Raw genomic sequence first — 20,743 nt, 5'->3', positions numbered from 1 at the left:
TCTTTAAGCAACATCAAAAAGACGCAAAAAGCGTAAATAAAAACGCTTTAGAGTGTAAATAATGAATACTGCTTAAAAATAAAAGGAGATTTACGTGTCATTTCTACCGGAGTGGTCTATTGTTGTACAATTTGCTTTAGCATCATTGATTTTAGCACTTATTCCAGGACCAGATATGATGCTTTCTGTAGGACGAACCATTACACAAAGCAAAAAAGCTGGAATTATGTGCGCCTTGGGAAGTGCAACAGGGTTTGCTATTCAGGTTACCGCTGTAGCACTTGGCTTATCAGCACTTATTTTTGCTGCGCCACACACTTTTATTCTTTTAAAAATTGCCGGCGCCTTTTATCTTTTATGGTTTTCCTTTCAAGCGTTACGGAGAAATCCGACATCTTCCTTTGAACAGACATCTTCTAAATCTCAAAGCGCTAAACGTAACTATCTTGCTGGTATTGGAATCAATCTTCTAAATCCTAAAGTTATACTCTTTAACGCAACATTCTTACCACAATTTATCAACGCGGATGATCCTATGGCAACACAAAAGCTACTCTTTTTAGGACTCTCTTATATTCCTATTTCTTTTCCTATTACAATTTCTGTCGTTTTTACAGCGCATAAACTTACCAAAATTCTCAAGAAAAATCCTCTTTATATTCGCTTTCTCGACTGGCTTATTGCTGGTACTTTTACCAGCTTTGCCCTTCATCTTCTTATCGTTACAAAACATTGATTTATAAGTGTAGTGTATCGCTTTTAATTTAAATAAAAAAACGAATATTATAAGATTTTTTCATTTCAAACCTGTTTATGTTGAATAAAACAATACCTTTCCTTTATACATCACAAGCGAAGCTGAAGTTTTCGTATGAATAAAACTATCTAAGAAAAAAATAAAAATACCTCTTATGAACTATCTCAAGTGCCAAAAGCTGTTACAACATTAGGAGCTGAAAAATAGAATGGTAGTACCAATTTAAACCTTTATTAAATGTAAAGGTGAGGTAATATCATAATTCCATAGATTCCTTTGTTTTATACTCTTCACAAGCCTTATCATGAAATGGGGAGTGCATTAGAGAATACTTTTTTAAAAACATGTCAATAGACAACACAATGGTATTTATATTTTAGAAACTCCGTTTTGTGTGTGAGGTGTAATCTTGTTAAAGAACGTAACAAACAAAAAAGTGAGGCAAGGCCAATCTCCACTTTTTAAAGGATATTACCGTGAATGCTTTTAAAAGTCATAAAACCGAATTAAAGGGTATGATAATAAGGTGTAAATTAATTACAATCCTTAAACTTCATATTCCCTTTAAATTAGGCTTCCTTCTTATTTCAGAGATTATGCAAACAGATTATAGGCAATATCTTACTCCATTTAGCATATAAAAGCTGAAACTGTTCGTCTCGCACTTATCCATCTTAATTTCTGTCTCACACATGCTATTATATGCTGATTTACTGAAAAAAGCATAGGCTTTAATATCGCAGAAAGTTGCATTAACTAATGACCAACGGCATTTTCAAGTCGCAAACGTTCAGATTTCCGTAAACGCTCTGAAGCTGATTTAAGTTGTCCACATGCCGCTAAAATATCGCGTCCACGCGGTATCCGAATAGGAGAAGCATAGCCCGCTTGATTAACAACATCAGCAAAACGCTCGATTTGCTCCCAATCAGAACACTGATAATTGCTCCCTGGCCACGGATTAAAAGGGATTAAATTGATCTTAGCAGGAATCCCTTTCAATAACTGAATCAATCTCTTAGCATCATCTAAACTATCATTGATATCTTTCAGCATAACATATTCAAAAGTGATTCGTTTTGCATTGGAAAGACCAGGATAATTACGGCAAGCCTCCATAAGTAAAGCAAGCGGATATTTTTTATTAATGGGAACAAGCATATCCCTTAATGTATCGTGTACTGCGTGGAGTGAAATCGCCAACATAACACCAACTTCTTCTCCGGTTCGGATAATTCCAGGAACAACCCCACTGGTTGAAAGCGTAATCCGACGTTTTGATAAAGAAAGCCCATCACCATCAGAAGCAATCAATAAAGCTTTTTTAACAGCTTCAAAATTATAAAGAGGTTCTCCCATCCCCATCATAACAATATTGGTAATTTTGCGACCTTCAATGGGAACTATTGCCCCATCAGGGGTATTTTTATCAGGAAAATCACCCAAACAATCACGTGCAACCAATAATTGTGCCAAAATTTCTTCCGCAGTCAGATTGCGAACAAGCATCTGCGTTCCCGTATGGCAAAAAGAGCAAGTTAATGTACACCCTACTTGCGATGAAAGACATAAAGTACCACGTCCTTCTTCAGGGATATAAACCGTTTCAATTTCAACAGGCTTTCCAGCTCCACGTGCAGGAAAACGTAAGAGCCATTTACGCGTACCATCTTTTGATATTTGTTCTCCAACAATTTCTGGGCGCGCAATGGAGAAATGACACTTAAGTATCTCTTGCATTGCTTTAGAAATATTCAGCATCTCATCAAAATTTGAAACACCACGCACATAAAGCCAATGCCAAAGCTGACGCACACGCATACGCGTTTGATACTCTGGTACACCAACTGTCTTTAAAGCTTGCACCATCTCATCTTGCGACAAACCAATTAAAGAGAGCTTAGAACTCTCCTTCACGAACACATTATCTGTTTCTCGCGCAAAACATGAACCAACTGGTCTAAGGTCATAGGAAATGGCCATTGCTTTCCAATTCACATCACTATTTTAGAAATTATCGAAACCTTAATGGCACTTTTGAGCTGCATTTAATGCAGCAGTGACCCCTTTTAAGGAATAAGTATAAGTGGTATGCGTTCCTCGTTTTGATATCGCTTTCACTGTCATATTGCTTCCAGTACGCATAGCAGAAACAAGCTGCTTTTCTAGCTCTGACGACGCCAACCAAGCTGAGGAATCTTTCGTGAAAAAATCAAAATCCTTACCTCCAATGGTCACTGTCACTCTCGACCCTTCTTGAAGGGTATAACCAGCCATAAACTGCGGTTCAAACGAAATAGGTGAATGAGAACGCTTGGTAACCAAGAAAAAATTATCACCATGATTAACTGTCGTTGGAAGAGCCTTCAAAGGTACCGATAACACATAGCAAATCGTATTTTTGGGCGATTTATAAGAATAAGCTCCCCACGCTTCAAATTGATTTAAACGACTCGGCGTTTGCGCACATGCCGCTCCCGCTGTAACAAGAACCATTACAGATGCAGCAATAACAGTCTTTTCAAACATCTTCATTTAGCTCACTTCTTTAGTCTCTAACAAGATTCTCTTCATTGGAAAAATTCAACAAAAAACCCTCAATATTTATGTGTTATTGTCCTAATTCCTTCAATAATCGAAATATTTTCACACTAATGAGAATAGACTTCTACGTTTCATTGTGACCTTTTAATCGTTACCAAAATATAAACTTCTTATTCAATAATCACATTAAAAAATAACATCTTCATTTCACGCTACTCATTTCATTTTTGTATAAAAAACGATTTTCTAAGCTATAGAACTTCAAACGAAATGAAAATATATCATCACTCTGTTAAGAAATAAACCATACTCTTTATATCACAAGCAATCTGATGCAAAATTTTGAAAATACACCCCGTACTCCCCCCCCAAAAAAAGCTTCATCGCCTTGTGAATATCACTTCTCGACCTTATGCATTCAATACATTTATGTTTGCAAAATATTCCACCTTTCATCCATTATAGTGCATTCATACTTCGTATTCAATATCGTCCCGATAACACTTTTTCTCAATCTTCAAAATATCTTTCAAAAATAATATAATATTATCAAGATATTAATAATAAAACATAAAGAATTCAGATTCTATCTCAATAATCACATACAATTTTGTTTCTTTTGATCTTATTTCCCTATATATTTCATCTCAAATTGTTAATTTCTAAACTGATTTCAGTAGCTTATAATATCTTAATCATATTATTTTAATGTATTAGACAATATTTTTCTTTCTATTATAAAAAGCTTCTTAAAAATTCTTTTGGAAAGTTTCCTTCTCTTGTTTCTTAGTAATTTATAAACAAAAATATAAAACTTTCTTCTATAGAAGTTCTAACTTTACTGTTTTCTAAACAACATTTTAATCAATTAAAGGCACTTGAATAAATCTTCCTGTGCACAAAAACTCTTTCACCCAATCTAAAGATATAATTTTCATTCTTACTGTACAAAATTGTTTTTTAGTATGAGCTCTATACAACAGCTGACATCTAAATCATACCTATTAAAATAATTGATATCTCCCATTTTGAAGAAGCAAACCGGCACCATCACACTATTTCCAGCTTCTAATATTGCTACAGCCCTTGGCTCTTGAGACGGTTCATAAGAGGCATTTTTACTCCTTGTCTTATACAGTTTTATCCACACGCTAATTCCGTTTATAACGTGCAAGAAAATGATTTTTATTGATTCAATATAAACAAATTTGGAATGAGAGAAGCTTACAATATTCAGATCTCTCATCCAACATGAAAAATAGTGATTTATATTTAAAATCAATACACTGATACATACAGGATACAATATCCCCTATTGTCTACTTGTACCTTAATAATATTATCCCTAAATATTCAAATTTAAATTATAAAAAAATTCAATGCACAAATAAACTTTCCTATTGATTTCTTCTCCAACCTCAAAGAGCGAAGACTCTTAATCCAACTTGGTGTATAAAAAGTTTGGATTCTTGTTGAGCCGGTTCCTCTTGCCTTCCCACTCATGTGATTCACTTAACTAAAGGATCTATAGACAAGTCCTACTCAAGAATATTTACTACGTACTCTAAAAGCACTTAAATATACTAAGAAGACTTACAGGATTTATCTCACCACACCTCAAATGATAGCTTTTTACAGTATAACAGGATAAAAGAATCCACAAACATAATAATTAGATGCTTTAATATACGAGAACAAGAAAGGACAAGTCCTTCGTTTTTGTTGCTTATTCTTTAACAAGAAAGTTCACTTAGAAATTATTTTTTAAATCTCATGACATAATCTTTTATCATTAGTCTTAAGATGCAAATTATATTATTTCCCACGTTCTATGGTGCATACCTCGCAATTTATACACTCAATAATACCTTTTAAGCTGCATTTGATTCTGAAGTTTGAATCAATAAAGCATAAAGCGCATTGGCATTATGCGTATTGCGCAACTTTTGCACAACATCAGCATGACGCAAAACACGTGCAATCTGTGATAAAGCTTTTAAGTGATCTGCACCAGCATTTTCAGGTGCCAAAAGGAGAAAAACAAGATCTATAGGTTCGTCATCGAGAGCTTCAAAATCAACAGGACTTTCAAGACGTGCAAATATACCAATAATCCGATTAATATTAGGTAATTTCCCATGAGGAATCGCAATACCACCACCCAAACCCGTTGAACCAAGCTTCTCGCGTTGCAAAACAACATCAAAAATTACATGCTCACTAAGACCTGTCAGCTTAGAAGCCTTTTCTGCTAAAATTTGTAGAACTTGTTTTTTCGAATTAGCCTTAAGAGCCGGAATGATCGCTTCCGGTGCTATTAACTCACTCAAATTCATACTTTAATTTTCCTCTTACACGCTCAAATGCTCATAAATAAACCTATAAACGGTATAGACATTTAATGTTTTTCACTTTTCGCAACATCGCATGTGTTTTATTTTTCAATTCATAGCAGGTGATAACTCAATACATGTCATATCACTTTTAACAGAATAATAAATAGTATTTAGCTCCTCATTAACGGCATGAGAAAACGAAGAAATGAAGTTGTTCATAAAGTTAATTTCCTTACGACTCTAGAAAAGGTCATTATTCATAAATTTATTAAACTTGTCATAAGGGTTGATGTATAATTCGCCATCAGAGTTTTTCTTTCTTTAAAAATGATCCCTTAAATTAAGATGAAAAGCGTACTGCGCAAAATGGACCTTTACTTTGAAAATTACTGTATAGCTTGAATATCGCCTTATAACAAGAATATAAAGGTTTTTAGAGATTTAATGATTACTTTAAAAATTTGTAAATTTAGCCTGATATCTGTAGCTGAGCTCCTATTTTTAAATAGGCCATATAAAACAATAAAATACGACAACTCACATTGAATAACCGGTGCTCCCATCAAAATACCTAAAACAGCATCATCGATATATTATTTGATTCGACAGAGAAAAATATGATAAACATCTCTTACCTTTCAATAATACACGCATTTATTGCGAGCTTCGTTTATCACTCATTATCAAGTTAATCTAGTGATATCTTTTCTATGATACAATCATGAGTAAGCTAAACTTATAAAACAAAAAACTAACCCTTTAATGATGAATCCTTTTTCACCACTCAATAAAAACATTCTAAGGTTATAGTCATAAAAGAAGTTTTGGCATAAATAAGGAGATTTTCAGTAATAATGTTTGGTTAAACTTAAATGGAAAATCCTGAAAGCTGTAAAATCAAAGGGAAAACTGATTTCCCAAATAAATCCTGCGTACATCAACGTTGTTGATAATATCATTAGGACAGCCGTGAACTAACACCTGCCCTGTATTAATAATATAAGCGCGATCGACAAGCCCTAATGTCTCGCGTACATTATGATCCGTTATTAAAACACCAATGCCACGCCTAGTTAGATGACGAATAAGCTGTTGAATATCGAAAATAGCGATAGGATCAATTCCCGCAAATGGTTCATCAAGTAACATAAAATGTGGACGAGAAGCTAAAGCGCGCGCAATTTCAAGTCGCCGACGTTCACCTCCAGATAACGAAAGTGCAGACATTTTACGTAAATGATCAATTTTAAATTCATGTAAAAGGCTATCTAACTCTTCACGCTGTTTAAGGCGATCTTTTTCAACAACCTCTAAAACAGCTTTAATGTTATTTTCTACTGAAAGACCACGAAAAATAGAAGCCTCCTGTGGAAGATATCCAATACCTAAACGCGCACGTCGATACATCGGAAGATGCGTAATATCGAATCCATCAATTTTAATAGATCCTCCATCAGATTTTATGAGCCCCGTAACCATATAAAAACAAGTTGTTTTACCTGCCCCATTGGGCCCTAAAACGCCAACTGCTTCTCCCGTACGAATGCCAAAAGAAACACCATTAACAGTTCGTCTTCCTCGATAAACTTTAATCAAATTACTGGCAATCAAGGTCCCCTTTAAAGGATTTTTTGAAGCTTCACTTTCAAGATTATACCTATCGGTCTGTTTTTTTCTTTTGATTCCAAACATGAAATCTTAATGGCCATTCTTTTGATTTTGTTTTAAAATAATAGAAACACGACCTTTTTTCTTAGGCGTCTCACAACCTTCTAAAAAAGCCTTTCCGCTTTCCATATTTGCCGTTAGTTTGCATCCCGTTGCCACATTGTCACCATCAGTTAACACAACATGATTCCCTGTCAAACTCATCATTTTTGACTTTCCATCAAAAACGCCTTTATCACCCGTAGCAATTTGCGTAGCAATTTTTATATAAACTTTTCCTAAAGCTTCCATTTTTTGTATACCCGACGAACCAAATAAAGAAACAGATGATGCCTTTGTATCTTCCTTGTTTTTATCAATTTCTTTATATGCTTTATCGTAGTAAACAACTAATTTCGCCGTTCTTAAAAGACGTTCACCTTGCACCACTGAAACATCACCCTTAAAAAGCGCTATCCCTTCTTTATCACGTATTTCCAAAGAATCTGCATGCAGTTCTACCGGTTCTTTGTCGCTTGATAGACTTATTCCAAAATGGGCCACTTCAGCATATCCTAGAACTGCTCCTCCTCCTAACATTCCCATGCTAAAAGCCAATATCACACCTATCCATCTTTTGTATGATTTCATTATTTCAATTCTTCTGTTTGTATATACACGTACTTCTCTTTATAAATATCCTTTAAAGATTTCGTATTGATGCGCGTCATTGCTTTTGAAACACTAGATGCACACCACCATGGAAATACATGTTTTTTCCTTTTTCTCGAATTTGTAAGGCGTTTGCGGCAAGATGCAAACCGGCTTGCTGAATATTAACACGTTGATCTGTTTTTAATTGTCCCTCGGATAAGTTAATACTCGCTGACATAAATTGTGCCATCATCCCATCATTCGTCGTAATGGTGAATGGCTTGTCCAACTGTAAAAAACCATTAATGTTATCGTAAACCCCTCCTTGTGCTGCGAGAAAAACCTGTCTTTGTTGGCCCATAGATGCTTTAGCTGTAATGTTTTGCAATCCAATCATTCCAGCGTGTGTATGGTCTTGAAATGCCTTTTCTGCTTTAAGCCAATAAGGTTCATGAGCACGCGTATACCCTTCTAATTTTGGATTGAGCATCGTCAAATTCATCACGCCACTTTCTCCATTATTCAAAGGCATAGAATCAGAAGTAACAGGAACCAAGAAAAACGTAAACCAGCAAAAAACCAGCGCTGAAATCAACGCTAAGAGAGGTAAAAAAATTTTTAATACGCTAATGCGACGCGAATGACGGGATGCTTTTTTTAAAACATCTCCAAAAGATGATTGCGTTGAAAAGGCTTTATAATGATTATGTACGGACATACTCTCCTAATCTCTTAAATACTCCGCATTTTTAATCTGTATAACCTTTATAGAAGGTATTTTCAAATTTTGTTTCTTGCAATTTGCTTTTTCTTGGTTTTATTTTGCTTTTATCCGTTTATATATTGTAATATGCATGGTATGCACAATTACAAAAATTTTTTGTGTGAAAGTGAGGCTATTGTGGTAAAATCAGAGCTTGTGCAAATTATTGCTCGTCATAACCCGCATCTTTTTCAACGGGATGTGGAGAATATTGTAAACGCTATTTTTGAGGAAATTTCAACAGCACTTGCAAACGGAAATCGCGTTGAACTTCGTGGATTTGGAGCTTTTTCTGTAAAAAGCCGTTCAGCCCGTAATGGACGTAATCCACGAACAGGTGAAGCCGTTTCTGTTGAAGAAAAGTGGATTCCTTTTTTTAAAACTGGCAAGGATTTACGCGACCGTCTTAATCAGTGAGAAACTTATGATAATTAAACGTATTCTTCTAACAAGTATCGGTGTGATTCTCGCAGCGTTTTTGATTGTTTTTATCGTGGCTAATCGTCAAATGGTTCCGTTAACCCTTGATCCTTTTCGAGCAGATTCTGAAAGTTTTACTTATCATGCTCCCCTCTTTGTATGGCTCTTTATTTTCTTTGGTTTTGGTATTTTATTAGGAAATCTGATCAGTTGGTTTTCCTATCACAAATACAAAAAAGCTCTCAAAAAAAGTAATGCCGAGATCGAGAAATTGAAAACATCTATCACAAATCTGGTGTAATGGTATTTTAATGAAATCTTTTCTCTCTGTATTTTATATTCAGTACAGAGTTAAAAGTGCTCTTTTTCTTTTTTTATACATATTTTAATTGACTTTAGCTTTTTTGCACTTTTACGAAACACTTAAGAGCTTTATAATACATCTTCATACCTCATATACCGTGATACAAAACATGCTTGCACAATGCTTTCAATCCTCCCATAACAATAGATATCCGCAGGAAAAGTTGCCCCTTATTTTAGAAACAGGTATAAGTGAAAACTATTCTCTCATTGATTCTGGTCATGGACAAAAATTAGAACGTTATGGAGCTTACCGCATTATTCGACCAGAAGGTCAAGCACTATGGAAACCCGCTTTATCACGAAAACAATGGGCTGATGTTGATGCTATTTTCACAGGAAACCGTGATGAAGAAGGGGTTGGTCGTTGGCATTTTCCTAAAAAGCCACTTGATGAAACATGGACTCTTGCTTGGAATGGATTGTCTTTTCTAGGCCGTTTTACTTCCTTTCGGCATGTGGGGGTTTTTCCTGAACAAGATGCCCATTGGCGCTCTATGGAAGAACAAATTGTTAAAGCCGAACGTCCTATAAAATTGTTGAATCTTTTTGGCTATACAGGTATCGCCTCTTTGATTGGGGCACGAGCGGGTGCGAATGTTACCCATGTTGATGCTTCTAAAAAAGCCATCGCGTGGGCAAAAGCTAATCAAGAAAAAGCAGAATTACCAGATCATTCTATTCGCTGGATTTGCGATGATGCTATGAAATTTGTCGAGCGTGAACTGCGTCGTAAGAAAAGCTATGATATGATTCTTCTTGATCCCCCCGCTTATGGGCGTGGACCCCATGGTGAAATTTGGCAACTGTTTGATCATTTACCCGCTATGATCACAAATTGTCGTAAACTTCTCTCTGATAAACCGCTCTCTGTTGTCCTTACAGCTTATTCTATTCGTGCTTCCTTCTTTGCACTTCATGCTTTAATGCGTGATGCATTTGTAAATCTTGGTGGTACAGTCGAATCAGGAGAACTCATTTTGCGTGAAGAAGTTGCAGGACGTGCTCTTTCTACTTCTCTTTTTAGCCGTTGGATTGCTTGAATATGTGTAGACCCAAAACTGGCAGAGTGAAAGAAATTACCTCTCTTAGCAACCCCATCATAAAAGATCTTAAAGCACTTAGCCAAAAGAAAAATCGTAATAGAGAAGGTCTTTTCATGGCAGAGGGATTGAAATTGGTCATTGATGCTCTCGATCTCGGCTGGACAATACAGACGCTTATTTTTTCTAAAAGTAAAATTGGTAATGCTGCTATCGAAAATACTGCTGCACGTGCTGTAGCCAACGGTGGTTTTGTTATTAAAGCCTCACAAAAGGTTATGGAATCACTTACCCGACGCGATAATCCACAAACAGTTATTGGTATTTTCAAGCAAAAATGGCACTCTTTTGAAATGATAAAAGGACAGATCAAAGATGTTTACATCGCGCTTGATCGTGTACGTGATCCTGGAAATCTTGGTACCATTATTCGAACCGCTGATGCTGTAGGTGCTAAAGGTGTTATTTTAATTGGCGAAACAACAGACCCTTTCTCGCCTGAAACGGTCCGTGCAACCATGGGGTCTATTTTCTCTGTACCACTTTATCGTCTTGATGAAAGCGCCTTTTTAAACTGGTCTGCTCACTTTAAAGGTATGATCGTTGGAACACATCTCAAAGGGTCTCAAGATTATCGCACACTTGATTTCAAAAATGGCCCTATTATCCTTTTAATGGGGAATGAAAAACAGGGATTATCAGATCTTCTTACAAATCGGTGTGATAAACTTACGCGTATTCCACAAAGCGGACGTGCAGACTCGCTTAATTTAGCTGTAGCAACAGCTGTTATGCTTTATGAAATCCGTCGCCCCTATTTAATACTGGAACCATGTGAGAAAAAATATGATTCGTAAATCACTCCCTTTTCTTCTCTTGGGCTTGGCTTTGACAGTAGTACTTGATCAAGTTGTCAAATACTGGGTTATGCACAATGTGCCCTTAGGAACAGAAATTTCGCTTATTCCTTTTCTTTCCCTTTATCATGTGCGTAATTCTGGCATTGCATTTTCGTTTTTTTCTTCCTTTTCTCACTTGGGAATCATTGCCATTACGATGATCGTGATTATCTTCCTTCTATGGTTATGGAAAAATACTGAATACAATAAGCCTTTAATGCGCTTTGGCCTTATTCTTATTATTGGAGGAGCAATCGGCAATCTCATTGATCGTATTCGCTTTCATCATGTCACTGATTATATACTTTTTCATATTGATGATATTTTTTATTTTGCTATTTTCAACCTTGCAGATAGTTTTATCACTCTCGGTGTTATTGCAATCCTTATTGAAGAATTGCGTACTTGGATGAAAGCAAAACGTCATTCCAAGAGTACATCTTCTCATTGATATACTCATTGCCTTAGAAAACAGAGATTATTGACCATCACAAGTATGATTACACATTGATTTTTCTTAATCAGTTCTTGTTGCTCGTTATTTCACGTGTTTCTCTTCATGGAACTATAAGATCTTTCTTTCTTTTCAACCTTACATTCTACACTTAGTTAGTACAAAAGAAATGAACTCAAATAGAAATCAATATTTTTTATCCATGTGTCCTACATCATAATTTTTGAGGAAATATTTCACAGCATTTAAAGTTCTGTTTATTTGATTAGGACAATTGTTTTTCGCATGTTTCTTTAGTTTTTACAGGTATTGTTTTTTTACAGAGCCTTTCTTAAGTGCTTCGTTTAAAAGCTCTCCTTTTTTATTTTATATCTTGTTTAATAAAAAACATTTTTTCAACTATTTTCAATGGTCTCTTGTTAAAGCAAAATATTGATTATAAATATAAATTACCTTTTTTCATATTTAATAAAAGCCCTTAATAGCCTAAATCGCTTTTATTTGGAATCTGTTCATGTTTAATCCATGAAAACCATGTCTCTTGCAAGACACAAGAAAGTCAATAATATTAATTGATTCAAATAAGCAGATTTGCAACCAGAGAATCTTACGGTATTCGGAGTATCATTTAGCATTCAAAAAAGACAATTTATCATTATATATCAATATGTTATATAAAATCTAATTCAATAGCTCTTCTAACCATACAAAACAGATGCAATAATCTGAGGCTGAAAAATAGTGCAATGATACTTGCCGCTTTTCTTATAAGCGTAAAGATAGTGGATATTTTATAAATATTGTATTACATAATTCCCGTGAATAATAGAAAATTTTTAAGTATAGTCTTTTTATCTTGCAAAAATATGGCGAAAAATGGAAATATTTTTTATTAAAATGAACTATTTCCTTAAAAATTTGTAAGGTTCCTTGCTTATATAAATCTCTTGTAATTTTTAAATAAATCTCCATAATAAGAGCAGATATGCTGGAATTCTGTCAGTGATTCTTGAGGGTTTTTGTATTTGCCCAATTAAGGTTTATACTAAGTTTATCTGTGTAATGACAGAGATACTTTTAAAGCCCTATACCTGACGGAACATATGCTAAAGGATTTTATATTATGGCTAATTTTAAAGATTTACGTTCGGCACCTGCTTCTCATGCCGATGCATCAATTGATCAGGGATTACGCGACTATATGTTGGGTGTCTATAATACAATGGCCATTGGTTTGCTTATTACAGCTGCTGCCGCTTATGCAATTGTATCATTAGCAACGACAACAGATATGAGCCAAGCAGCAGCTCAAATCAATAGCAGTGTTTATCTAACACCATTTGGAGTAACATTTTATACATCGCCATTTTCTTATATTGTTATGTTTGCACCACTCATAGCAGTTTTATTCCTCAGTTTTAGAATTAATACATTGAGCACAAATGCTGCTCGTAGTCTCTTTTTTGGTTATGCTGCTCTGGTTGGTCTTTCACTGTCTTCAATTGTTTTGCGCTATACGACAGAAAGTGTTGTGCAAACCTTTGTCATTTCCGCCGCAACTTTTGGAGCTCTTTCACTCTATGGATACACAACAAAGCGTGATCTCACAGCAATCGGTTCATTCTTATTCATCGGATTGATCGGCTTGCTGCTTTCCATGATTGTGAACATTTTTCTTGGATCAAGCGCTTTGCAATTTGCTATCTCTGTGATTGGTGTTTTTATCTTTGCTGGTTTGACAGCTTACGATACCCAGAGTATTAAGTTGATGTATTACGAAGGAGATGAAAGCGACACCAGAGGACGTAAAGTTATTATGGGCGCGTTGAATCTTTATCTTGATTTCATCAATATGTTTGTTTTCTTGCTACAGTTTCTTGGCTCAAACCGTGATTGATTGCAAAAATCATAACTTAATTAAAGAACCTTGTTTCTAAAAGAGACAAGGTTCTTTTGTTTTTAGTGTAAGTTTTTACCCTTGGCCTCTTAGAGACTATTCTTTTCGCAAAATGACAAAAATACCTTATAAGCAAAAATTTCCTTGGTTTACCGGTTTTATCCAACAAAAACTTCATAACTCCCTTTTAAATGCAATTCACAGCCGCTCTCATCATCAATCAAACATCATCAATCAAAATAGTAATTACGATCTGACCGTTGCTTCCTATAATGTACATAAATGTGTAGGTGTTGATAAAATTTTTAATCCCACAAGAATTGTCCGTGTTATTACTGAATTACAAGTTGATATCCTTGCTCTTCAAGAAGCAGATAAACGTTTTGGAGAACGTATCGGTTTGATTAATCTTCAGCTATTAAAAGCTGAAACCGGTTTGATTCCTGTACCTCTTAATACTATGTCACCTCATGGCCATGGTTGGCATGGGAATGCTCTCTTTTTGCGAAAGGGATATGTACGTGATACTTTACAAATCACTCTTCCTAGTATTGAACCACGTGGGGCCGTAGTTGTAGAGTTGGAAATGGCAGCAGGCCCTATTCGTATTATTGCGGCTCATTTTGGCTTATTACGTTACTCCCGTAAACAACAAACAAAAATGCTCCTTGAAATTTTTCAAAAACGCTCTCTTATGCCTACACTCCTCATAGGAGATTTTAATGAATGGCGGATGGGAAAAGGTTCATCTTTGAATCATTTTTCTCCCTATTTTGATAGCACTTTTGAAGTTGTACCAAGCTTTCCCTCTCGCTTTCCTTTGTTAGCCCTTGATAGAGTTTTTTCTTTTCCCCACCAATTGGTAACAAGTATTGAAAATCATCAATCACCGCTTGCACGCATTGCTTCAGATCATTTACCTATCAAAGCCTATCTTAATCTTTCCAACGCAATCAACATTCTTAAAAATAAATAAAAAATTAATGTGCTTCATCCCAATTTTGAGCCGTCATGACTTTTACTTCAAGCGGTACAGATAAAGATAAAACCGGCATTGTAGCATTTTCCATAACATTTTTAACAACAGCCATGGTTTTTTTATTTTCTTCTTCTGGTACTTCAAAAATCAGTTCATCATGCACTTGCAGTAACATTTTTGCTGATAGTTTTTCTTCTTTTAAAGCACCTTCCATATGTATCATAGCGCGGCGAATAATATCGGCCGCAGAACCTTGAATTGGAGCATTGATAGCTGCTCGCTCATTAAGAGAACGAATTTTTACATTCTTTGCTTTTATTTCTGGATAATGGATACGACGTCCAAAAATTGTTTCTACATAACCATTTTCACGTGCAAAGATTTTGGTCTTCTCCATATAATCTTTAATTCCTGGAAATCTTTCAAAATACAGTTGAATATAACGACCTGATTCTTGGCGTGAAATTCCCAATTGATTGGCTAATCCAAAAGCTGAAATACCATAAATAATACCAAAATTAATCGCTTTTGCACGCCGTCGTATATCTGAATGCATTCCCTCTATCGCAACACCAAACATTTGTGATGCCGTTATAGCGTGAATATCATGCCCTTTAGAAAAAGCTTCTTTTAATGCTTTTATATCCGCAATGTGTGCAAGAATGCGCAATTCAATCTGACTATAATCAGCAGAAAGTAATACATGTCCTTTGGGAGCAATAAAAGCTGTTCGAATTTTACGTCCTTCAGCAGTTCGCACTGGAATATTTTGCAAATTTGGCTCTGATGATGATAACCGCCCTGTTGATGTTATTGCCAAAGAATAATTCGTGTGAACTCGCCCTGTTTTTGGAAAAATATAAGAAGGCAAGGCGTCTGTATAGGTAGATTTTAACTTTGTAAGTTGACGCCACTCAATAATTTTACGCGGTAAAATATGACCTTCAGCAGCTAACTCTTCTAAGGTCTGTGCAGAAGTTGACCATTGTCCACCCTTGGTTTTAGCGCCTCCAGGCAATCCCATTTTACCAAAAAGGATATCCCCTAATTGCTTTGGCGAAGCAAGATTAAACTTTTCATCAGCTTGTTTATAAATTTCCTCTTCTAGAATCAAAGCAGCTTGTGCCAATTCTCCTGAAAGACGCAATAAAATTTGCCGATCAATAAGAATTCCACGTTCTTCCATTCTTGCAAGAACTTCTACAAGGGGGCGATCAAGACGCTCATAAATTTTTGTCATTCCACGAGCAACAAGTTGCGGTTTCAATACTTGCCAAAGACGTAGCGTTATATCAGCATCTTCCGCCGCATAAAGGGTTGCTTGTTTTAGATCTACTTGTGCAAAAGAAGTAATTTTTTTTCCGTTATGCGTTAAATCCTTATAGACAATTGGTTTATGCTCAAGCCAACGTTCAGACAAATCATCCATATTATGGGTTAACGTTCCAGCATCAAAAGCATATGATAAAAGCATGGTGTCATCAAAAGAGCTTATCATAATGTCGTATTTCTTCATCACCAACCAATCATATTTTATATTATGACCAATTTTTAATACCGCTGAATCTTCTAATATCGGTTTTAAAAGTGCTAAAGCTTTTTGGGTCTCAATCTGCGAGACAATGCGCCCGCCCCTCAAAAGGTCCTCTTCTTCTTCATCAAAATGTTCAAAAGGTATATAAGCTGCTTTTTCTGGCTGTAATGCGAGTGAAAAACCAACAAGCTTTGCTTGCATCGGATCAATAGATGTTGTTTTGATATCAAATGCAAAAAAACCCTGCTCTTGTGCTTGTGATAACCACTCTTTTAAAACTTCCTCCTCAAGAATTGTTGTATAAGCATCTCTTGTAATTTTTTGAGTCAGTGCTTGATCTTTACGTTTTTGTGCAAAAACTTGTGGAGAATTTTCAGAAAAATTGTGAAGAGATGTGCGCTCAATATTCTTGATATCAGAATCATGCCCATGGCTCAGTTTTTCCCATTCAACAACTATATCAAGTGCATCAATAACAGCTGCATCGCATGATGTTGCCTCTGCCACGCGACGCGTTAATGTTGAAAATTCCATCGCTTTCAAAAAAGCAATTAAACGTGGACCATCCTGTGGCTCCAAAACAAAATCATCTAAATCATTATCTATAGGAACATCTGTTTTAAGCCTAACAAGTTCACGAGAAATTTTAACTTGTTCTCTATAAGCCTGAATGTTTTCACGTCGTTTTGTTTGTTTAATTTCTTTTACGTTTTGCAATAAAAGATCAAGAGAATCAAACTGATCTAACAACTGAGCTGCAGTTTTTGGACCAATGCCTGGAATACCCGGTACATTATCTGTTGAATCTCCAATTAATGCTTGTAAATCAATCATTTTTTCAGGCGCAACACCCCACTTTTCTACAACTTCTGAGATACCTATATGCTTGTCTTTCATTCCATCATACAAAGATACATGCGTATTTACGAGTTGCATAAGATCCTTATCAGAAGAAATAATGGTTGTTTTTGCCCCAACCTTTGTTGCCAATTTTGCATAGGTAGCAATTAAATCATCCGCTTCAAAGCCTTCCTTTTCAATACAAGGCAAATTAAAAGCCTTCGTTGCTTGGCGTATTAGCGCGAATTGAGGAATTAGATCTTCAGGAGGTTCAGCGCGATTCGCTTTATATTCAGGATAAATTTGTTTCCGAAAAGTATCAGATGAATAATCAAAAATAACAGCAAAATGTGTTGGAACAACACCAGTCGCTGTATTACGAGCATCACAAAGTAATTTCCATAGCATATTACAAAAACCAGCTACTGCTCCTACAGGAAGTCCATCCTTTTTACGTTTTAAAGGCGGCAAAGCATAATAAGCACGAAAAACATAGCCTGATCCGTCAACCAAAAAAAGATGATCTGTTGCTTTCATGACAATTCTATTTCTCCATTTCAGCTAAAAAACAAATTACCTGTATATATTTTTTTCACTTTTATTTTTATTTTTTCATTTTGCCTCTAAAAAGCCATTTTTTCTTTTCATAAGACATAAAGTCGTTGCACTTTATATTAAGTACCTAGAGCTTTTCTTTGCTGTTACAGGATTAATAGCTTTCATTTTGCTCCTCCTATGATGGCTGAGGTACAATGTAGCGACGAGGTCGTTGTGGTGTTCCCCTCCCCACAACGACCGTTTTTTTTGACATCCATATTCTTTAATTTAAAGAGTGATTTTGTTAGAGAAAAAATGATGTTATTCATGAATTTTGAAGTTATTCCACAGAGCTTTTTCACCCATATTGTCGATAAAATCAGCGTGCAACCTTTTTTCTTGCGGACTCAATCTTGAAGGTAAAACCTGTGGGCGAATTTTAACTGCATAAGATGTATCTTTATCATTCTGGATATGTTCATCAAGACCCTTTCTGTTGTCAAAACCCAATACACCTTGCTTTCCACCGATCAGTTCAATATAAACATCGGCTAAAATCTCTGCATCAAGCAAAGCACCATGAAGAACACGATGGCTGTTATCAATTCCAAAACGTTTGCATAAAATATCAAGAGAATTAGGACCCATAGGAAATTTACGTCGTGCCATAGCCAGTGTATCAAGAATATTATCAACACTGATAAGCGGTTTGTTGACGCGTTTTAATTCTGCGTTAATAAAACCAATATCAAAGCTCGCATTATGTGCAATCATTGTCGCGCCTTTGATAAATTCCAAAAATTCATCAACAATATCACTAAAACTTTTCTCGTTTTTTAGGCGTTCATTGGTTAATCCGTGAATTGCTACAACTTCATCAGGAATAATAACGCCTTCAGGGTTTAAATAAACATGAAATTGGCGCCCCGTAAGATAACGATCAACCATTTCTACACAACCAATTTCGATTATGCGATCTTTTTCTTTATCTAAACCTGTTGTTTCTGTATCAAAAATAATTTCCCGCATAACTTCAATTCTTTAGTTTTTTTATCACATCAAAAACCTGTTGACGTGTATTCTCTAAATTTTTACCTGTATAAATAACAAAATCAGCACGTTCTCGTTTTTTTTCATCTGGCATTTGTTGAGAATTGATAAAGGCAAATTTTTTCTCATTCATACCTTTGCGAATCATTACACGTTCTTTTTGTATTTCTGATGGAGCAGAAACAACAATAACGCTATCCACACGACTTTCACCATTTTTTTCAAACAGAAGTGGAATATCAAGAATAACTAATTTTTCCCCTTGTTTACGTGCTATATTAATAAATTCCCTTTCTTTTTCTTGCACCAAAGGATGAATTATTTTTTCTAATGTTTGTAATTTTTCCTTATCATCAATCAAAATTTCAGAAAGTTTCAAACGGTTAACTTCACCGTTTTCAACAACACCAGGAAAAATACGCTCTATAAATGACAAAGCTGGCTCACTTTTGTAAAGTTGTTGTACTGCTTCATCAGCACTAAAAACAGAAATACCCGCTTGCTTAAAAAAATCAGCAACTGTTGATTTTCCCATAGCAATTGATCCCGTTAATCCTATGATCTTCATTCTTTCTTTTCACTCATATCCTCTAAAATGGCTGTCCGTAAAGCTTTTGTTACCTGTGGCCTTATTCCAAACCACTGTTCAAACCCTATAACAGCCTGATGTAGAAGCATTCCAAGCCCATCAACTGTCTTGAGATCACAAGCCTTTGCCTGTTGTAAAAAAGGAGTTATCAATGGTGTATAAATAATATCTGTTACTAACGCCGTTTTTTTTGCTTTATGAAAATCACAAAAAAAAGAAGCACTTTTTTCTTCTGGATTTTTTATGCCAATAGATGTTGTATTAACAATCAAGTCAGCTTGATGAAGTATTTCATGGATTTTATGCCAATCGTAAACTTTAATTGATTTTCCAAAATGCTGAGCTAAATTATCAGCGCGTTGTTTTGTACGGTTAATTAAATAAATCTGTTCGAATCCGCGTTTTTTTAAGGCATATATGATAGCGCGTGCGGCACCACCTGCTCCAAAAACAAGAGCTGTTTCCCCCCCCCAATCAGATGCAAAATCATCAAGATTAGCACTAAAACCATAGGCATCGCTATTCGTGGCACAAAGCTTATCTCCTTCATACCAAAGTGTATTAACAGCACCAATCATTGTTGCTTTCTCATCTTTATAATCTGCTAAACGAAAAGCTTCCTGTTTATAAGGCAAAGTAACATTTCCTCCACAAAAGCCTATTTTTTGTAAAGACGCAATAAAATGACTGAATTCTTCAGATGTTACTTCTTGTGCAATATATTCTCCTTGTAAACCATATTGCTTAAGCCAAAAATTGTGAATTTTTGGCGATTTTGAATGATGAATTGGATAACCAACAACAAAAGCACGTGGATAATTTGTTTTTTTTATTGTTAAGTCAGTCATCAATAATTCCTAAATGACGCAGTTTTACGAGTAGAGGCAGCAAAGGTAAACCAACAATGGTAAAAAAATCTCCTTCAATTTTTTCAAAGAGATGAATTCCTTCCCCTTCAATTTGATATACTCCCACGCTGTTTAGAACATCTTTTCCTACGCGTGCTAAATAACGTTCAATAAATTCTGACGAAAGAAAACGGACGGACATATGTGCACTAAAAGCTTCAACCCAAATTTTTTGACCATTTTTAAATAAAGCTACTGCACTATGAAGAGAATGGGTTTTTCCTGATAACTTACATAAACGTTGATGTACTTCCTTAATATTTGTTGCTTTATGAAAAACTTTACCTTCCAAATCAAGCACTTGATCACAACCAATAACGAAAGCATCAGGAAAACGATCTGAAACATTTTTTGCTTTTGCGCTCGCAAGAAAACAGCTGAGTTCTTTAGGTGTTTTTTCTTTTGCTTTTTTTTCTACTTCTCTTTCATCAAAAGAAGCCCCTTCAATGAAAAAATTTAAACCTGCTTTTTTTAATAATTTTGCACGATAAAAACTAAGAGATGCTAATATTAATGTATCTGCATTCAT

Annotated in this window: 19 protein-coding genes; 8 read left to right on the top strand and 11 right to left on the bottom strand. The window is 35.3% G+C overall.

The window, feature by feature from the left end:
* Positions 1 to 94: 94 nt before the first annotated feature.
* A complete protein-coding gene (locus PVV60_RS00320) occupies positions 95 to 736 on the top strand; it encodes a LysE family translocator (protein WP_273722382.1) in 642 nt (213 codons plus the stop codon).
* 777 nt (positions 737 to 1,513) lie between these two features.
* Here PVV60_RS00320 and rlmN read toward each other — a convergent pair.
* The 6 genes from rlmN to lptC form a co-directional block, all read right to left on the bottom strand.
* A complete protein-coding gene (rlmN, locus tag PVV60_RS00315) occupies positions 1,514 to 2,740 on the bottom strand; it encodes a 23S rRNA (adenine(2503)-C(2))-methyltransferase RlmN (protein ID WP_273722381.1) in 1,227 nt (408 codons plus the stop codon).
* A 42-nt stretch (positions 2,741 to 2,782) separates the two neighbouring features.
* Entirely contained in the window at positions 2,783 to 3,286 is a 504-nt protein-coding gene (locus tag PVV60_RS00310) for an invasion associated locus B family protein (RefSeq protein ID WP_273722486.1), read from the bottom strand.
* A 1,886-nt stretch (positions 3,287 to 5,172) separates the two neighbouring features.
* The gene (ptsN, locus tag PVV60_RS00305) at positions 5,173 to 5,637 is read right to left on the bottom strand and encodes a PTS IIA-like nitrogen regulatory protein PtsN (RefSeq protein ID WP_273722380.1); all 465 of its coding nucleotides are present in this window, start codon (positions 5,635 to 5,637) and stop codon (positions 5,173 to 5,175) included.
* Between the two features lie 897 nt (positions 5,638 to 6,534).
* On the bottom strand, positions 6,535 to 7,329 hold the full coding sequence (gene lptB / locus PVV60_RS00300) for an LPS export ABC transporter ATP-binding protein (protein WP_273722379.1): 795 nt from the start codon (positions 7,327 to 7,329) through the stop codon (positions 6,535 to 6,537).
* 6 nt (positions 7,330 to 7,335) lie between these two features.
* Entirely contained in the window at positions 7,336 to 7,935 is a 600-nt protein-coding gene (locus tag PVV60_RS00295) for an LptA/OstA family protein (RefSeq protein ID WP_273722378.1), read from the bottom strand.
* Between the two features lie 76 nt (positions 7,936 to 8,011).
* Positions 8,012 to 8,656 (bottom strand): LPS export ABC transporter periplasmic protein LptC, encoded by a 645-nt coding sequence (gene lptC / locus PVV60_RS00290; protein WP_273722377.1) that lies wholly within the window; start codon positions 8,654 to 8,656, stop codon positions 8,012 to 8,014.
* A gap of 183 nt (positions 8,657 to 8,839) precedes the next feature.
* On the opposite strand from lptC, the gene ihfB reads away from it, so the two are divergent.
* The 7 genes from ihfB (at position 8,840) to PVV60_RS00255 (ending at position 14,753) form a co-directional block, all read left to right on the top strand.
* Positions 8,840 to 9,118: an integration host factor subunit beta gene (gene ihfB / locus PVV60_RS00285; RefSeq protein WP_012754445.1), complete on the top strand. Its 279-nt coding sequence runs from the start codon at positions 8,840 to 8,842 to the stop codon at positions 9,116 to 9,118.
* Positions 9,119 to 9,125: 7 nt separating this feature from the next.
* Positions 9,126 to 9,422, top strand: coding sequence for a LapA family protein (locus PVV60_RS00280; RefSeq protein WP_273722376.1), 297 nt, complete (start codon positions 9,126 to 9,128; stop codon positions 9,420 to 9,422).
* Between the two features lie 172 nt (positions 9,423 to 9,594).
* Positions 9,595 to 10,527, top strand: a complete 933-nt coding sequence (locus PVV60_RS00275) for a class I SAM-dependent methyltransferase (protein WP_273722375.1) — start codon at positions 9,595 to 9,597, stop codon at positions 10,525 to 10,527.
* Between the two features lie 2 nt (positions 10,528 to 10,529).
* Positions 10,530 to 11,384 carry an RNA methyltransferase gene (locus PVV60_RS00270; RefSeq protein WP_273722374.1) on the top strand — a complete coding sequence of 285 codons (855 nt, stop codon included), beginning with the start codon at positions 10,530 to 10,532 and terminating at the stop codon, positions 11,382 to 11,384.
* The gene (gene lspA, locus PVV60_RS00265) at positions 11,374 to 11,877 is read left to right on the top strand and encodes a signal peptidase II (protein ID WP_273722373.1); all 504 of its coding nucleotides are present in this window, start codon (positions 11,374 to 11,376) and stop codon (positions 11,875 to 11,877) included. The genes PVV60_RS00270 and lspA overlap by 11 nt, the downstream gene beginning before the upstream one ends.
* A 1,126-nt stretch (positions 11,878 to 13,003) precedes the next feature.
* On the top strand, positions 13,004 to 13,777 hold the full coding sequence (locus PVV60_RS00260; RefSeq protein ID WP_273722372.1) for a Bax inhibitor-1/YccA family protein: 774 nt from the start codon (positions 13,004 to 13,006) through the stop codon (positions 13,775 to 13,777).
* Positions 13,778 to 13,889: 112 nt separating this feature from the next.
* A complete protein-coding gene (locus PVV60_RS00255; RefSeq protein WP_273722371.1) occupies positions 13,890 to 14,753 on the top strand; it encodes an endonuclease/exonuclease/phosphatase family protein in 864 nt (287 codons plus the stop codon).
* A gap of 4 nt (positions 14,754 to 14,757) precedes the next feature.
* Here PVV60_RS00255 and polA read toward each other — a convergent pair whose 3' ends face one another.
* From polA to PVV60_RS00230, 5 genes are all read right to left on the bottom strand, one after another.
* On the bottom strand, positions 14,758 to 17,667 hold the full coding sequence (gene polA, locus PVV60_RS00250) for a DNA polymerase I (RefSeq protein WP_273722370.1): 2,910 nt from the start codon (positions 17,665 to 17,667) through the stop codon (positions 14,758 to 14,760).
* Positions 17,668 to 17,988: 321 nt separating this feature from the next.
* Positions 17,989 to 18,696, bottom strand: a complete 708-nt coding sequence (gene dnaQ, locus PVV60_RS00245) for a DNA polymerase III subunit epsilon (RefSeq protein ID WP_273722369.1) — start codon at positions 18,694 to 18,696, stop codon at positions 17,989 to 17,991.
* Positions 18,697 to 18,700: 4 nt separating this feature from the next.
* The gene (coaE, locus tag PVV60_RS00240; RefSeq protein WP_273722368.1) at positions 18,701 to 19,285 is read right to left on the bottom strand and encodes a dephospho-CoA kinase; all 585 of its coding nucleotides are present in this window, start codon (positions 19,283 to 19,285) and stop codon (positions 18,701 to 18,703) included.
* Complete coding sequence (locus tag PVV60_RS00235; protein WP_273722367.1) at positions 19,282 to 20,154, bottom strand: shikimate dehydrogenase; 873 nt, start codon at positions 20,152 to 20,154, stop codon at positions 19,282 to 19,284. The genes coaE and PVV60_RS00235 overlap by 4 nt, the downstream gene beginning before the upstream one ends.
* A complete protein-coding gene (locus tag PVV60_RS00230; RefSeq protein WP_273722366.1) occupies positions 20,147 to 20,743 on the bottom strand; it encodes a Maf family nucleotide pyrophosphatase in 597 nt (198 codons plus the stop codon). The genes PVV60_RS00235 and PVV60_RS00230 overlap by 8 nt, the downstream gene beginning before the upstream one ends.

The organism is Bartonella sp. AU18XJBT (genome assembly GCF_028618595.1).
GTDB lineage: Bacteria > Pseudomonadota > Alphaproteobacteria > Rhizobiales > Rhizobiaceae > Bartonella.
The sequence above is the reverse complement of the archived record's forward strand: the minus strand, read 5'-3'. Positions and strand labels throughout refer to the sequence as shown.

Bases quoted from the DNA above. Each gene is read 5' to 3' on its own strand.
- lspA (WP_273722373.1), top strand. From the start codon at position 11,374: ATGATTCGTAAATCACTCCCTTTTCTTCTCTTGGGCTTGGCTTTGACA.
- PVV60_RS00260 (WP_273722372.1), top strand. From the start codon at position 13,004: ATGGCTAATTTTAAAGATTTACGTTCGGCACCTGCTTCTCATGCCGAT.
- coaE (WP_273722368.1), bottom strand. From the start codon at position 19,285: ATGAAGATCATAGGATTAACGGGATCAATTGCTATGGGAAAATCAACA.
- ptsN (WP_273722380.1), bottom strand. From the start codon at position 5,637: ATGAATTTGAGTGAGTTAATAGCACCGGAAGCGATCATTCCGGCTCTT.
- PVV60_RS00270 (WP_273722374.1), top strand. From the start codon at position 10,530: ATGTGTAGACCCAAAACTGGCAGAGTGAAAGAAATTACCTCTCTTAGC.
- PVV60_RS00295 (WP_273722378.1), bottom strand. From the start codon at position 7,935: ATGAAATCATACAAAAGATGGATAGGTGTGATATTGGCTTTTAGCATG.
- PVV60_RS00230 (WP_273722366.1), bottom strand. From the start codon at position 20,743: ATGAATGCAGATACATTAATATTAGCATCTCTTAGTTTTTATCGTGCA.
- polA (WP_273722370.1), bottom strand. From the start codon at position 17,667: ATGAAAGCAACAGATCATCTTTTTTTGGTTGACGGATCAGGCTATGTT.
- PVV60_RS00310 (WP_273722486.1), bottom strand. From the start codon at position 3,286: ATGTTTGAAAAGACTGTTATTGCTGCATCTGTAATGGTTCTTGTTACA.
- rlmN (WP_273722381.1), bottom strand. From the start codon at position 2,740: ATGGCCATTTCCTATGACCTTAGACCAGTTGGTTCATGTTTTGCGCGA.
- lptB (WP_273722379.1), bottom strand. From the start codon at position 7,329: ATGTTTGGAATCAAAAGAAAAAAACAGACCGATAGGTATAATCTTGAA.
- PVV60_RS00275 (WP_273722375.1), top strand. From the start codon at position 9,595: ATGCTTGCACAATGCTTTCAATCCTCCCATAACAATAGATATCCGCAG.
- PVV60_RS00235 (WP_273722367.1), bottom strand. From the start codon at position 20,154: ATGACTGACTTAACAATAAAAAAAACAAATTATCCACGTGCTTTTGTT.
- PVV60_RS00280 (WP_273722376.1), top strand. From the start codon at position 9,126: ATGATAATTAAACGTATTCTTCTAACAAGTATCGGTGTGATTCTCGCA.
- lptC (WP_273722377.1), bottom strand. From the start codon at position 8,656: ATGTCCGTACATAATCATTATAAAGCCTTTTCAACGCAATCATCTTTT.
- dnaQ (WP_273722369.1), bottom strand. From the start codon at position 18,696: ATGCGGGAAATTATTTTTGATACAGAAACAACAGGTTTAGATAAAGAA.
- PVV60_RS00255 (WP_273722371.1), top strand. From the start codon at position 13,890: ATGACAAAAATACCTTATAAGCAAAAATTTCCTTGGTTTACCGGTTTT.